This is a genomic window from Candidatus Allofournierella excrementavium (assembly GCF_048526665.1).
GTDB lineage: Bacteria > Bacillota > Clostridia > Oscillospirales > Ruminococcaceae > Allofournierella_A > Allofournierella_A excrementavium.
In genome coordinates, this window is record NZ_DBGFPE010000005.1 from 35,735 (window position 1) to 49,650 (window position 13,916).

At 48.4% G+C, this 13,916-nt stretch carries 13 protein-coding genes; 9 read left to right on the top strand and 4 right to left on the bottom strand.

Translation table 11 applies throughout. From position 1 onward, the window contains the following. Positions 1-139: 139 nt before the first annotated feature. Entirely contained in the window at positions 140-2,953 is a 2,814-nt protein-coding gene (locus ACMI1Q_RS01040) for a DEAD/DEAH box helicase (RefSeq protein ID WP_419502497.1), read from the bottom strand. Positions 2,954-3,351: 398 nt separating this feature from the next. Continuing rightward, positions 3,352-3,975: a helix-turn-helix domain-containing protein gene (locus ACMI1Q_RS01045; RefSeq protein WP_419502498.1), complete on the bottom strand. Its 624-nt coding sequence runs from the start codon at positions 3,973-3,975 to the stop codon at positions 3,352-3,354. A 129-nt stretch (positions 3,976-4,104) separates the two neighbouring features. On the opposite strand from ACMI1Q_RS01045, the gene ACMI1Q_RS01050 reads away from it, so the two are divergent. The 9 genes from ACMI1Q_RS01050 to ACMI1Q_RS01090 all read left to right on the top strand — a co-directional run bounded on the left by ACMI1Q_RS01050 (position 4,105) and on the right by ACMI1Q_RS01090 (position 10,745). Beyond that, the gene (locus ACMI1Q_RS01050) at positions 4,105-4,341 is read left to right on the top strand and encodes a helix-turn-helix transcriptional regulator (protein ID WP_419502499.1); all 237 of its coding nucleotides are present in this window, start codon (positions 4,105-4,107) and stop codon (positions 4,339-4,341) included. Positions 4,342-4,381: 40 nt separating this feature from the next. Continuing rightward, positions 4,382-6,190: a Mu transposase C-terminal domain-containing protein gene (locus tag ACMI1Q_RS01055; protein WP_419502500.1), complete on the top strand. Its 1,809-nt coding sequence runs from the start codon at positions 4,382-4,384 to the stop codon at positions 6,188-6,190. After that, the gene (locus ACMI1Q_RS01060) at positions 6,183-7,094 is read left to right on the top strand and encodes an AAA family ATPase (protein ID WP_419502501.1); all 912 of its coding nucleotides are present in this window, start codon (positions 6,183-6,185) and stop codon (positions 7,092-7,094) included. Before ACMI1Q_RS01055 ends, ACMI1Q_RS01060 begins: the two co-directional genes overlap by 8 nt. Before the next feature lie 12 nt (positions 7,095-7,106). Next, the gene (locus ACMI1Q_RS01065) at positions 7,107-7,382 is read left to right on the top strand and encodes a hypothetical protein (RefSeq protein WP_419502502.1); all 276 of its coding nucleotides are present in this window, start codon (positions 7,107-7,109) and stop codon (positions 7,380-7,382) included. A gap of 599 nt (positions 7,383-7,981) precedes the next feature. Continuing rightward, on the top strand, positions 7,982-8,272 hold the full coding sequence (locus tag ACMI1Q_RS01070; protein WP_419502503.1) for a Mor transcription activator family protein: 291 nt from the start codon (positions 7,982-7,984) through the stop codon (positions 8,270-8,272). 68 nt (positions 8,273-8,340) lie between these two features. Continuing rightward, positions 8,341-9,429, top strand: coding sequence for a N4-gp56 family major capsid protein (locus tag ACMI1Q_RS01075; RefSeq protein ID WP_419502504.1), 1,089 nt, complete (start codon positions 8,341-8,343; stop codon positions 9,427-9,429). Continuing rightward, positions 9,419-9,835, top strand: a complete 417-nt coding sequence (locus ACMI1Q_RS01080; RefSeq protein WP_419502505.1) for a phage scaffolding protein — start codon at positions 9,419-9,421, stop codon at positions 9,833-9,835. The genes ACMI1Q_RS01075 and ACMI1Q_RS01080 overlap by 11 nt, the downstream gene beginning before the upstream one ends. After that, complete coding sequence (locus ACMI1Q_RS01085; protein ID WP_419502506.1) at positions 9,832-10,176, top strand: hypothetical protein; 345 nt, start codon at positions 9,832-9,834, stop codon at positions 10,174-10,176. Before ACMI1Q_RS01080 ends, ACMI1Q_RS01085 begins: the two co-directional genes overlap by 4 nt. A gap of 2 nt (positions 10,177-10,178) precedes the next feature. Further along, the gene (locus ACMI1Q_RS01090) at positions 10,179-10,745 is read left to right on the top strand and encodes a phage protein Gp27 family protein (protein WP_419502507.1); all 567 of its coding nucleotides are present in this window, start codon (positions 10,179-10,181) and stop codon (positions 10,743-10,745) included. A gap of 191 nt (positions 10,746-10,936) precedes the next feature. Here the strand turns inward: ACMI1Q_RS01090 and ACMI1Q_RS01095 are convergent, their stop codons facing one another. Further along, on the bottom strand, positions 10,937-13,135 hold the full coding sequence (locus tag ACMI1Q_RS01095) for a site-specific DNA-methyltransferase (RefSeq protein WP_419502508.1): 2,199 nt from the start codon (positions 13,133-13,135) through the stop codon (positions 10,937-10,939). Position 13,136: 1 nt separating this feature from the next. Then, on the bottom strand, positions 13,137-13,838 hold the full coding sequence (locus ACMI1Q_RS01100) for a radical SAM protein (RefSeq protein WP_419502509.1): 702 nt from the start codon (positions 13,836-13,838) through the stop codon (positions 13,137-13,139). Positions 13,839-13,916: the final 78 nt, after the last annotated feature.

Below are 13,916 nucleotides of genomic sequence, written 5' to 3' on the forward strand. Positions count from 1 at the left end.
GCTGATAATTCAATGGATATTTTTGCCGATTATTTGATTGTGTATGCCGTTGTGTGGTATACCTGTTTCGCTGGATCAGTAAGCGCTGGGCAATCTTTAGCTGAAACCGACCAGTTTTTTATGCGAAAGGCAATGATTCTTATTCGATGACTCCGTCCGTATCGAAGATGTGATCCAGCTCATCAGTATTGATCGCATGAGACACCTTGTCGCGGATCGCTGTCCGGTACATATCCAATCGTTTGAACTGGTTTCTTCCGGCTGAATCCTTGCTCATGCGGATAAGCTGGATTCTGCCGACACCCGGATTCTGTCTTGCGTATTCAGCAAAGCCCTTTGCTTTTCCGAGGTTATCCTTAAAGTCTGCGCTGTGTGGCTCAAGAATATCAATCACATAACCGAGGCGTTCGTCCTGACGAACTACGATAAAATCAGGATACGTCGGTTTGATTTCTCCATCAATTTCATATGGGATGCAAAGCGCCCACGACGCTCTGGAAGGATTACGAATCCAGCAGACAAAATCCGGTCGCTTTTCTTCCTCGGCAATCAGATCGGCCTCCCAGCCGTTTAGCTTCAGCTTTGCTGTTCCAGTGGTTTCGTTGACGAACAAATGGTCTCTGTATTCTTTGCCGCCAGCTTCATGTGGCACCTGAATTGTCTCAGGAAGGCGAAAATTGTGCTTACTTACCACATCGCCGTCGGACACAATGCTGTCGTAGTCACGGCGAATTTTTTCTGAGTCAATGGTGGCAATGTACCTGCGATAATCATCATTTAGTCCATGGAAACGTTTCTCCGCATAGGCATGAAGCCTATCCATACAATCTTCGTCAGCGACAAAAAGAATGACATCTACCTTAAAGGCTGTTGGGTCACTTAAGTCGCCATATTTATTGCCATACACCATGCCGATGCCTTCGCGCCCCAGTTTCACATCGGCAATCTGGAACTGACGCTCAATATCTGTATCGGTCGTCGTAAACATATCATGAACAGAATAGTTGTCCACGGTCTCACCGAAGACATCAAAAATTTGCGTGGACAGCTTGAACTGTTTTACCTGCTGCACAAGGTCATCGTACTTGTCCTTAGCTTTCAGATCTTCCACATAATCATGAATCATCTGGACAATCTCATTCTGTACCTCTCTGATTGCCTCACGGCGCAGCTTGGACATACTAAGCAGGTGTGCCATCCGATATAGCGATTTAAGATAATCGTTAATCCGGAGCGCTCTGACATTATAAGAAAGCAGACCGGCATCATTGATGAACTTCATAACTGCTTCACGGTCAAATAAATCCTCTGCTTTTTCTTGCTGACTATCCGGAATCGCAGTTTCAGATGCAACAGTTGCACTCGGCTGAGCATCTGCTGTCGGTGTAACATCTGGCTGAACGGTCTGTGCGCTCTCGGCGCTCATCCGTTGGAGTGTCGCAGCAGGCTGTGCTGATGTCGCTTCGGCTGCATCCGGAATTTGTGTTTGCTGCTGTAACGGAGCAGACTCACCCTGCGTATCTGTTATGGATGCCAAAGTCTGTGCCGCGTTATTTTGATTGGCAAACACATCCAAAGTCATCTGTCCCGGAATTGGCGTTTGCGTTTTCTTCTTCGGTTTGACAGTTAAGGTCTCGAAGCGCTTTTCAGATAATGACTCACCAAAAACGTCTGTCGGAATATCTCCACCCTCAGTGCTCTGCAATACCTCTACAACGTCTTTGACAGTTTCCTCGTTAAAGTACGGTAAATAGAGGTGCACATCATTCAGGACATCATCGACCTGAATATGCATCTGCATCGGGGTTCTGACCATGCGTCCGAGAAGTTGTGCGATATACGTGGCGTCATTTGCGCGTTTGAAGGACATCATGGTCTCTGCCCTTGGGCAATCCCAGCCTGTGGACAGATTTTCTTTAAAAAACACAATACGGATATTGCGATCATCTGCGATGCGGGAAGGCTCCTCATAGCGTACTTCAAGTCCATTTACCGTAAGAGAGGCAGTTGTTCCTCCGAAAGTGTGAACTACCTGACCGCTTTCCAGCTTGAAACCTGTCCGCTCTTCGATTTTTGCGATGCAATCATCCAAATTGCTATCGGTCAGTTTACCGCCGGTTCCATTCAAAACCTGAATGATTAAAATTGGATTCACATAGGCATAATGCTGCTCAAAACAATACTGCGTCCAGTGTTCCCACTTTTCCTTCCAATCGTCTGCTGCCGCCTGCAGGATAGCCATATCGTTGTTGACTGCGCTGGCCTCCGGGTAAGTGATAACAATGCGGTCTTTTAAAAGTCCGGACGCCCGCACCTCGTCCGCAGTGACAATGGCCTTATGTATAGTTGAAGATGTGCCCTCGACCAGAGCATTGAACCGTTGAGTCGTTGCGGACATACCGATCACCACAGGCATCGGCGGGATATGATCCTCGTCACTACCCTTGATGAACTTCTGCATGATTGTCGTGGCTTTGCTGGCTTCACGACCCTGCATACCACGATGTGCCTCATCGATAATGAAGTATAGGCGGTCACTCTTATCTCTGACGGTATTGGCCAGCGTTTCCCAAATGGTATAGGAACGGTTATCACCATTTTTGGTGAGCCTTGATGTAACAGATAGCTTCTGCGTATTTAAGAAATAGATATGCCCGTCCTCGAAAGTCTCCTTGTCAAAAGAGTCCTCCGTTACTGTCACACACTGCGAAAGGCGGATTTTATCGGCCTTAGAATCGATCTTCAGCTTGGACTGCTCGTTCAGCTGCGGAGAATCCGAAAGCCAGACAATGATTGCATTCGGTTGCTCTGCGTAGGAGTCATCGCCATATAGGATGCTTTCAATCAGCGCAGACATGATGATGGTCTTTCCAGCTCCGGTCGGAGCAGTAAAGGAAACCACCTGTGGCGCATGCGTTCTATGATAACTGCCCAATGCCTCCGCAGTCTTCATTCGGATGTCGCTGAGGGCTCTTTTCTGAAAAGGGAATAATTCTGTTGCGCGACACATAAAATCCAAGTTTGTCGTTAGTCTAATGAATTGGATTGAAGCCCCTGTAAACCCGCATTATAAGCCACTTTTTCACGAGTTCAAGCCATAAAATAGCGACACGCAAAATCAAAGTTTGTCGTTAGTCAGTAAACGACTAACGACAATACTCATTTTATTTGAAAAGCCTACAAAACGTGATTAATACACGGTTTGTAGGCTTTTTTAATAGTTGCTATTGATTATGCTACTAACGAAGGACTTACGACATTTTTGTAGCAAGGCATCTTATCACTATTCAGTTCCATGTGTATGGATTATTGTCGCAAGAGTTGTAGTGGCTTTCTGACAGCAGGCGCATGTTACAGAACTATATCTTTGTCCACCCCATACTGTTTTAAATAGACATTGTTCATAATCCGTATTTGCTGCTCAATAGCGGAAATTCGCTTTTCTGCCATATTCTTATACCTCAGAAAATGCCCGTAATCTTTTTTCCCATAATTTGAAATCGTAGAAGACTGAAACGCTAATTTCTCCATTTCGTCAACTACACTACACACAGTAGCCAAAAACTTGCTTTTGTTTTCCGGATCCACTTTGCTACAGGCCAACATACCAACGAGATAGTTAAGCGCAAGTACAGTATATTTAAGTTCATCCCCACTTCTTTCTTTCAGTAAAGAATCAATAATAACGCGAAGTTCTCCATACTTTGCTACGAATAATTCGTCCTCGTTGATTGATCCATCAACTATAGGGATGTTGGATTCAGGGAGCAGTGTTCCTACTCCATCGGACAACCATGATTCATCAACATTAAACCTATAGCACACCAGTTTTTGTAACAAAGCCGATGGTTTTTCTTTATCATTTTCAATACTTGATATATGGTTTTGTGATATTCCCAGTTCACTTGCAAAATCACGCTGGTTGTACCCTCTGGTTATTCGAACTTCCTTAAACCGCTCGCCTAAAGTAGACATAGTATCCTCCTAATTTATCTGTAAAAGATAAAAAACGAGTTGACTTTATCTGTCACAGATATTATACTTGAGTTGTACTCATAGTTAGTATAGCACACAGCACTCATTTTTCAACAAGGAGGTTTCTATATGACAAGCCGCTCAAAAGAAATATTCAAAAGCTTTCCCCTGCATGGAAAAACAATGATTCTGTTGCTCAGTTCACTGGGAAAGGATCAGACATGGCTTGCGGAACAGTGCGACGTTACCCCTTCTATGGTCAATCATGTGATTTCTGGCCGAGCAATCCCTTCCCTACCTGTAGCCCTGAGAATTAGCAAAGCGCTCGGAATTTCTGTTGATCTGCTCTTTAAAGAACTGGGCTAATCTTATAATCACAGAATGCCGGGAAGGGGGTGAAGACCTTTTGTCATTGCTAACCACACAAAAAGCCGCTGAACTATTAAATACAACATCGAGAACAATAGAGCGTCGTGCAGCACGTGGTCTATATAAATATGTATTTATAGAAGGCCTCGGGCGCGGCGGGCGTCAACTGCGTATTGTTTTAGAAAGTCTCCCACAAGCGGCGCAAGACCGCTACCACGGCATTGAAAAAGAGCGCCAGGAAGAAGAGCTGGCACAGTTTACGAACGCCCAGCTGCATGCAGCCAATGAGAAGATGGGCTGTGTGCTGGAATACAGGCGCAGCGGCTTATCTCCTGCCGAGTTTGTAGCCTGGCGTAATGCCCTCGGCTATTATGAGCCGATCACAGAGAACCAGCTATACGCATGGCAACGGATCATCAAGGACGGCGGCGATCTGCCGGAGCTGGTTGACAAACGCGGCGGCTTTTCGCGAAAAGGGACAAGCACCATCCCGCCCGACGCATGGGAATATTTCTATTCCCTCTATATGACACAGCAAAAGCGCACGGTGCAATGGTGCCACAAGCAGACAAAAAAGGTTTATCCCGATATCCCCTCGGTAAGAACCTTCCAGCGGCGCGTGAAAGAAATCCCGTTCTACGCGATCAAGCAATTCCGTGAAGGAGATACCGCATTCCGGGACGCGCTGCCATCCATGCAGCGTAGCCGCCAGGATATCGCATCCAATGATATTTGGTTCTCCGACCACCATCTGTTCGACGTCTTTGTTCGGAATAAGAAAGGAAAGGCCGTCCGGCCTTGGCTCACAGTATTCTTTGACGCCAGGTCTAACAAGGTCATGGGCGCTCTGATCCGCGACGCAGACCCGAATACAACAGCCATCAAACAATGTTTCCGGCTGGGCGTGGAGAAATACGGGTTGCCAAACGAGGTCTATTTTGACAACGGCAAGGACTATCGGTCTAAAGACTTCAACCGCGACTACCCCCACTCCCTGGTCAATCGGCTGGGTATCAATACCGTGTATGCTACACCATTCCACGGCCAGGCAAAAACGGTGGAACGCTTCTTCGGCACAATGGAAATTCAGTTTGGGCGGATGTGGCCTACCTACTGCGGGAAAGACGCGAAGCAGCGCCCGGAATGTATGCGTATACCCAATTCAAAAATCGCAGAGATCGCGCCTACGATAGAGGAATTTAATTCCGCTTTTCACGCATGGCTGGACGAGTACCACGATACCGCCAGCAGGGGCCAAGATATGAACGGGCAATCGCCAAACCAGGTATACATGGAGAATCTGGAACTGCGCCGGGTGGTAAGCGATCACGATGCTCTACGGCTCCTGTGCGGGAACACGGTGGAGCGAACCGTTCAGAAAAACGGTATCTGTATGTTCAACAACTTCTATTACAACGATATGCTTCTGCGGTATGTTGGGCAAAAGGTCATCGCCCTGTATGATCCGGCGAACATTGACGAGGTGGCTATATTCGACCAGGACAACAACGCCTTGTGTATGGCCTCCGCAAAACTGGTCTCCGGGTTCCGGCATACCACCGAAGAAGCCTACATTGAAGCTGCCAAGCAGAAACGCGCCGCTCGCAAGATCGTACAGGACTACGGCCCGACCCGGGAAATGAGCGTCCAGGAGATAATTGCCCGCAATCAGCTCCTGGAACGGTACGAGGAACAACGCGACGTCCCGGAAGTGGAGCAGCTGACCGCGCAGGCCAGCAAAAATGCATCCACTCTTAAGAGCAGCCGTCCCATCGCGCGGGAAGAAGAGAGCTTGACCGACGCCCTGACGGCTTACTATATGCAACAGGAGGTCACCCATGCATAACGTTGATACGGCTAGACAGGATTTGCTTCAGTTCATCCAGGACAGCGGCAAATCGCAGCAGCAGATTTCCAAGGAGACCGGCATTTCCGCAACCCGCATTTCCCAGTTTCTCAGCGGTACTTATCTGGGAGATTCTGACAAGACAGCGCAGGAAATACAGCAGTATCTTACCATGGCAAAAGCCCGTTTAAACACCGTTCAAACGAGCAGCTTCTATCCTGATCTGCGGAATACAAAAGACGTGCTTTTCGCCTGTGTGTATGCACATAAGCACAATGACGTCGCTCTGGTATGCGGTGACGCCGGAGCAGGTAAGACTACCGCGCTCAATTACTACGCTGCGAACAACGCCGGTGTCATTATGGTAACAGCCAACGCCTGCACACCCTCGGCCACCGCAATTTTGAAGATGATCTGTGCGGAACTTGGCAAGCCCGCCCCCGGACGCCGGGATGCATTGATGAAGCTTCTTGTGGAGCAGCTGCGAGGCACAAGCCGCTTGATCATCGTGGACGAAGCCGACCATCTTTCCTTCTCGGCATTGCAAGCCGTCCGTAATCTGAACGATTTGGCGGGCGTCGGAATCGTGTTTTCCGGGAATGACAAGATCTACCTGCAAATGACATCTCCGCGCAAAGGGTACGAGTTCGACCAGATCAGAACGCGCATCATTGTGCGAAAAAAGGTTCACAACGAGTACACCGTGGACGAGATCAAGGGCGTGTTCGGGTGCTCTGGAGAAGCAGAGCAAGCGTTTCTGCTGAAACTGGCAAGCGTTGAGAGCCTGCGTACTGCAAAGAAGATCTTCCAGCTCGCCGGGGAAGCGGCCACCGCTGCGCACACGCCGTTCAATGTTGGTCTGCTCCGTCGAACGCAACGCGAATTCCTCGGCATTGAAATATAAGGAGGGAGTGCTATGAGCAACGGAACGGAACCCGCTACCATCCAGCGATGGATCATGGAGCAGTGCCAGGCAATACAGGAAGAACTCCACGATCTTTTGCCGGAAACGGAGCCGCTGGACATTGAACCACAAATCACGGCAGCACTTGCGCTGCTCCGGCTGGATGCCCGAAAGCATTGCTTACAGCAAAGCGACCTGCTGCGATTGCTCTTTCTGTGGGGAATGACATACGGCATCAAAACAGGGACAGAACTTGCAGCCGACCAGCTGCGAAAGATACACAAATGAGGCGGCTGCTACCGCGAATAGCAGCCGCCCCGCAAAGCGACTTCTTCAACAACTCTCCGAAGTCACTTTTATCTTACCACACGCAAAGAAAAAGCACAACGCGCAGCGCCGCCACAAATGGCCCTGTTTTGCGTTTTTCGTTTCGGAATGTCAGCTTACTATAAATTCGCCCCGGACGTTTTTAAAGGGGTTTCCGGCGAAATTAAAGGGGTGTAAGCGCAGCAAGGAGGCAATTGGCCATGACAGATACAAAAATCACTGTTCGCGGGAACCATTTCGATGATGTAGACCACGACACCAAAAAGCTTGAATGGATAGGCGGCGCGGGGAAGCTGCAAGCTGCTCGTTCCCTCATGGATCAGCTCGAACCTTGCTTGCCCACGTGCCCGTTCTGTGGAGCGCCCACAGTTCTGGAAAGCCGTTGGGCTTACAGCAATCCCGCCGTCCAGGCGCTTTGTACAAAATGCCGCAGTTCATCACAGCTCCAGGTTGCGGGAATGAATCCATTTACCAGGAAGGAGGTGAGCCTTTCAGCCTGTATCATACGCGCGGCCAACCTCTGGAGGCGGCGGGCATCATAAAAGAAGGGGGGTGGTACAATGAATGATCTTCTGGAAAACGTGGAGCTGGATAACCTCACGGGAGAAACCCGCGAACTGGCCGAAACGATCGGCATTGATGCATTCCGGCGGCTGGTGGTTGCATACGGGGGAACAGGAAGGCTTTATATTCCCGTTCTCCACAACGTGGTTACACCTGTAAGGAATCGTCTGATCTACCAGGATTATACCGAGCACGGCATGACTGTTTCACAGCTCGCGGTCAAATACAGGCTTTCGGATGGAGCCATTCGCAAAATCATCAAAAACCAATCTGTAACCGGCAAGTAGGCGTAACAGCCTATTTGGAATAAAAAGAGCAGCGCCTTACCGGCGCAAAAAGAAAGGAAGGTGCCTATATGGCAGAACAGCCCACTATCGCATACGCTGAAAAATATTCGGAGATCATCGACGAACGCTTTCAGCAAGTATCCCTGACTGACGCTGCGGCGAACAACGAATACGATTTCGACGGCGTCAACAGTATCAGCATTCGCAGCATCGCAACCGTTCCCCTCAACGACTACGACATGGACGCCGCCTCCAATCGGTACGGTACTCCCCAGGAGATCGGCAGCTCTTTGCAGAACATGAAGCTTACCCAGGATAAAAGCTTCACCTTCACCATTGACCGGCGCAACAACACCGATACCATGATGACCCACAGTGCGGGAGCCGCGATGGATCGGGAGATCAAAGAAGTGATCGTTCCGTATGTTGACCGTTACCGCATCGCGGTTCTCGCAAAGAACGCCGCGACTATCCGGGTGGAAGATATCACCCCGGAGAACGCTTACACCTCTTTCCTCACGGCATCGCGAGAACTGTTTAACAAGAAGGTTCCTACCGAGGGCCGTATCGCTTTTGTCAGCCCTGATTACTATATGTGTATCAAGCTGGACAAGAACTTTACCAAGAATGGGGACAAAGGCCTGGATATCGCGATCAACGGCGCAGTGGGGAAGGTGGACAATACCGCTATTGTTGTGGTTCCCACGGAATATCTCCCGCTGGGAGTGAACTTCCTGATTACCCACCCTTGCGCCATGGTTGCCCCGAAAAAGATTGCTGACTACAAGCAACATGAGAACCCCCAGGGGATCAACGGTTGGCTGGTGGAAGGACGTATCTACTTCGACGCCTTTGTGCTGAAGAACAAGCGTTGGGCGATCTACCTTTCGAAGGCCAATACCTACGCCGCTACATTCACTGTGACCACCGGCGAAAGCACCCCCGTACAGGGAGTCGAGGTTTACGCGGGCGGGCGCTTTGCATCTACTGATGAAAGCGGACAGGCGATCATCCAGCTTGCCAACGGCAGCCACCACTATAACGTGCTGGCCGAAGGCTATGAGCCGGTGACCGGCGAACTTACCATCAGCGGTAAGGCGGCGTCGCAGGCAGTGAATTTGACCGAGAGCGAAGGAGGCGCTGGTTATGAAGCGTGAAGAACTGATCGAGATGGGCGTTCCCGAGGAATGCCTTGACGCTGTTCTGGGGATGCATGAGGCTGAGCTGAAAGCCGCCACGGACGAGGTGCACAGACAGCATGACGAAAACTTCTTCAATCACCTTCTTTCCGAAGAAATGACGCGAGCGAAGGCCTTTAACGAAAAAGCCGTAAGGGCATTGCTCGATGTTGAGGCGCTGAAAGGCAGTGAAGACCGACAGGGTGCGATCCGGCAGGCCATTGATGATCTGGTAAAAAAAGAGGGGTGGCTTTTCAAAAAGGAAGACCCCATCCCGCCGCCGTTTGCTACAGGGGACGGCTCCATGCCTATCATGTTTATTGATGAGAAGGAGGCCGCGTTCCGCGACGGGATCGGCGTTCAAAAAGGGGGCTACGATGGATGAATGAACGAGAGGCTGCCACAGCGGCGGCAGGCGCGGGATTTGCCGATTTGAATGGTCAGATTCTTCGGATGTGCAATCTTTTAACCCCTTCGCAACGCACTTTAAACGCCATTTGCGGCCTGTTTAAAAACAACTCCAGCTTTGCCTTTACGGAACAGCAGCTGCACCAAAGTATCACCTATTTGTGTGACAGCGGTTACCTCGCAATCGACCATCCTGATGGGCTGCGCTGCCTTGACAGCATGGGCGCAGGCAGTTTCGGGAACGTGAGGCTCCACATTCCGTCAAAGGGAACGCAGCTGCTCATGGGGGCCATTCAAGACCCCTGTGTGGAGAATTGATGATGTTCGGGCCGGTCACCCGCCGCAGGCGGAATGGTAAGATTGCTCGACTGCCCATGGCGCTGCGCGACAGTGTGGATAAAATGCTGCTCGCTGGCGCACCTTATCGCGAGATCGTGCAATTCCTTCGGGAAAACGATGTGGAACTGTCCCGCCAGGCCGTTTGCAATTACGCAAGGCAATTCCTCTGTACCACGCAGCAGCTTCGTATGGCGCAGGAAAATTACAAGCTGCTGCTGGATGAGATGGAGCGAACGCCAGAGATGGATACCTCCGAAGCAATCATCCGGGTAGTGAGTAACGCAATGCTCAACACCCTGGCAAGCGCCACCCCGGAAGAGTGGAAAGATATCAAGATGGCGACGCTGCTGCGGGAAGCAAATTCCCTTATCAAAGTCACAGCCCACAAGCAGCGCACGGACGCGCTCAATCGCACGGCAGAGGAAAGGGCGCTGGAGGGCGTGAGGGCCAGGATATTCTCCATGCTGCGCGACAAAGACCCGGAACTGTACAAGCAGCTTTCGGACGCGCTCAACGAGATCAAGCCCGATCTCCAGGATACCCAGTAACAAAAAACACCAGTCAGGCAAGCCGCCCGGCTGGTGTTTTTCATTTCAAGATTTGTATTTTTGTTTCAAGCCTTGTCTTTCGGCATCAAGGCGAAATCAGCCCTTTTCAGCGTTTGTCAAGGTTTGTCACTTTTATTTTATGTGTCGCTACTTAGATATTACGTGTCGCCTCACAAATTCTACTTTCATAGTTACCTCCCTGTGTTGATACGGAAATTGTCCAGATAATCCCGGTAAAGCTGATAGCAGGTTTTGCCATCATAGGCGCGGATCATTGACCGGTAAGCTATCTCTGAATCTGTCACGATAAAGACTGTCTGAATTTCTGGATGCTGGCTTAATTCCGCATCAAACTCGGAATAATATATTTCGTTTATCAGAACTGCCATTTTGTTCTGTGGCAGAATGAGCATCTCCGGAAGCTCGTCACTTTCGAGCGCCGGACATTTTCCAATGGCTCCGCCCTTCATCCAGAGCACCGGGAGCAGTTCTTTGAATTGCCGGCCAAGCGCCACGGATGTCTTGTCAAGAAAGCTCAGTTTGAAGAACACAGCATTGGTTTTGAATCCATCAGACATCTTCAAATCCGCTAATTCAGGATAAGTCGGTTCTTTTTCTTTTTTATATACTTTCCCTCGAATTTTTTTTCCAGTTTCGGGATTAACAATTTCCCCTTCAATCTCGGTATATTGTTCCACATTACATCCATAATTTCCATCGAGAGGTTTTCCATCAATATTGCATCCCTTAATGGAACAAACCGTTCGAGGCCATGTGACATACCTAGCAATACCGAGTCTGTCCCACTCCTTATCTCCTGGCCTATATCCTTTTTCATCTAATGCTTTTGCTTCATCCGCTGAAACTTCATTGTTGGTTACCATAATACACCGGCGATGACCATTGTCTATTGAATTTAACAGATTGACAGCGTGCATGGTTGTACCAGATCCAGCAAAAAAATCAATAACAAGAGCATTTTTCTTATTTGCAATGAAATACTTAAGTGTATCCATTACAGCATACACCGATTTGGGAAAAGTGAATTTACCGCTTCCGATTATTTCGCCAAGTACAGATGTTCCGTATTGTCCCGCATCATAACTTTTGTTTTGCCATACAGTTGTCGTTCTTGTAACCTTACCTTCTGTTTCGACAACTATTTTGGTTCCATCCTCGCGTAGACCTCGTACAGCCCATCGACCACTTTTAATTTTATCAACATAATTAGCACTTAAATATCTAAACACGTATGGTTGGTTTTTGCTTCCTGGAGAAACTCTTACAACACCTTCTTTACAAAGTTGCTGTAAAGAGTCGCCTGTTATTCCCCAGTTCATTTCAACTCCATCGTCTCTAACAGGGAATACAGGAGTAGCACCTTCAATAGCCGGGACATCAAATCTTGATTGCTCTGGTTTCAATGCCTCTCCTATAGCAACGATCTTCATTGTCTTATCATCGACATATATTGGATAAAATTGGGCCACCCCTCCTTTAACAGTCCCTCTTCTAGAGGCATAATCCGTTCTGCGTAAATACCACCATCTTACTTCTCGTTCATCGCCATTCCCTTTCGGGTGTACCACTTGTGCGTTACCAAAGAGAATAATATACGCATATTCATCAGAGCGCGAAAATAGATTATCTCGCTTTGCTCCAGAGGGATTAATGGTTATGCTAACCATTTGCATCGTCTCCCCAGAAAAAATCTCCTCAAGAAGGCAGCCAAGATGAAGATATTCTTTTTCATCAATGGTTACAATTAAAACCGAGTCTTCCGGATTTAATAATTTCTTCGCCAGCTTCAAACGCTTTTCCATCATGGACAACCATTTGCTATGGCGATAGGCATCCGTACTATCAACATAATCGTTATTATATTTCCAATCTTTAGCCCCCGTGTTATATGGGGGGTCAATATAGATGCAATCCGCCTTTTCTGCATATAGATATTCTAAAAGTTGGAGTGCGTGATAGTTATCTGCTTCAATCAATGTATGCCAAAGATCACTATCAGGCGCATTCTCTACATAATCCAAAGGTCTGAGCGTCGGATAAATTAGCTCTCCAAATTCTGCGATTGCCACAATTTCATCCATTTGGAAGGTAACCTGTTCATGGGTTTCCCGGCGATCACATAGAACAGCACTACCTTCTATTTTCAGAACAGTATAAATATCACTGACATATCCGATTTTTCGTGCAACTTTAGAGCCAACACGAACTGGCACGTCATAGAGCGGTGTGCATTCCGGCAGATGTTCCTCAAATACGAGCCCAAACTTTTTTTGCTTTATCAATTTATTGGTTTCCTGCAAAATCCTGTCCCGAAGTGTGGGATCGTCGATCTGCTGGATCAGATCTTGTAATAGTGCCACCGTTTCCACCTCATTCTTCTGTGATCGTCTTTTCTTTGATATGGTAATCAATGCCGTGCTCCTGGCAGAAAGTAATTACTTCTGTCGCGCATACATTGTAAAAGTGTTTATGTCTCCTGTAGGCGTTTGCCATCTTGCTGTAATTCGTTCTACCAAAAATGATACGGTCGGTAAACGCTACCGCCTCTAAGATTTTATTCAAATCCTGCTCAATCATGTTCGGCGTGGGATAAGGCTCGATGCTTACCCAAGTCCGGCAGCCTGCATCATGGAGCGCTCGCAAAGCAGCCAACCGCTCCGTATAAGAAGCTGCACCCGGCTCCATTTTTTCTCGGTATGTCTCATCCAAGGAAATGAGCGTGATACCGTACTCATTTTCCGGAGACAGCTGCGCCAGTTCTATAGGCAGCAGGCCTTTGGTAAGCGTTGTACATTTTATACCTGCCTCATTCAGCTTTCGCATAGCTGCTATGCTCATAGCTGATATTTCCGGATATCCTTGCATAAATGGGTCTGTCGTAAAACAAAGCTGAACAGATTGTATTTTGTCTCTGAGCCTTGGTATCTCCTTATCCAGCAGTTCAAGGGTATTAGACACCAGATATGGTTCCAGCCAACTATCGTAGTCTTTAATTTGCCCGAACCGTTTCTTCAACAGGAATGCGTAGCATGGATATTTGCATCCATGTGCACATCCCTGCACGTGATTCATCGTATAGTCACCATACTCAACACCCGTTTGGTAAAGCATGGATTTTCGCGTTATGGTTTTCAAGTTAACTCCATCCTC

Bases quoted from the DNA above. Each gene is read 5' to 3' on its own strand.
- ACMI1Q_RS01060 (WP_419502501.1), top strand. From the start codon at position 6,183: ATGCATAACGTTGATACGGCTAGACAGGATTTGCTTCAGTTCATCCAG.
- ACMI1Q_RS01100 (WP_419502509.1), bottom strand. From the start codon at position 13,838: ATGAATCACGTGCAGGGATGTGCACATGGATGCAAATATCCATGCTAC.
- ACMI1Q_RS01070 (WP_419502503.1), top strand. From the start codon at position 7,982: ATGAATGATCTTCTGGAAAACGTGGAGCTGGATAACCTCACGGGAGAA.
- ACMI1Q_RS01090 (WP_419502507.1), top strand. From the start codon at position 10,179: ATGTTCGGGCCGGTCACCCGCCGCAGGCGGAATGGTAAGATTGCTCGA.
- ACMI1Q_RS01075 (WP_419502504.1), top strand. From the start codon at position 8,341: ATGGCAGAACAGCCCACTATCGCATACGCTGAAAAATATTCGGAGATC.
- ACMI1Q_RS01045 (WP_419502498.1), bottom strand. From the start codon at position 3,975: ATGTCTACTTTAGGCGAGCGGTTTAAGGAAGTTCGAATAACCAGAGGG.
- ACMI1Q_RS01065 (WP_419502502.1), top strand. From the start codon at position 7,107: ATGAGCAACGGAACGGAACCCGCTACCATCCAGCGATGGATCATGGAG.
- ACMI1Q_RS01085 (WP_419502506.1), top strand. From the start codon at position 9,832: ATGAATGAACGAGAGGCTGCCACAGCGGCGGCAGGCGCGGGATTTGCC.
- ACMI1Q_RS01080 (WP_419502505.1), top strand. From the start codon at position 9,419: ATGAAGCGTGAAGAACTGATCGAGATGGGCGTTCCCGAGGAATGCCTT.
- ACMI1Q_RS01050 (WP_419502499.1), top strand. From the start codon at position 4,105: ATGACAAGCCGCTCAAAAGAAATATTCAAAAGCTTTCCCCTGCATGGA.
- ACMI1Q_RS01040 (WP_419502497.1), bottom strand. From the start codon at position 2,953: ATGAAGACTGCGGAGGCATTGGGCAGTTATCATAGAACGCATGCGCCA.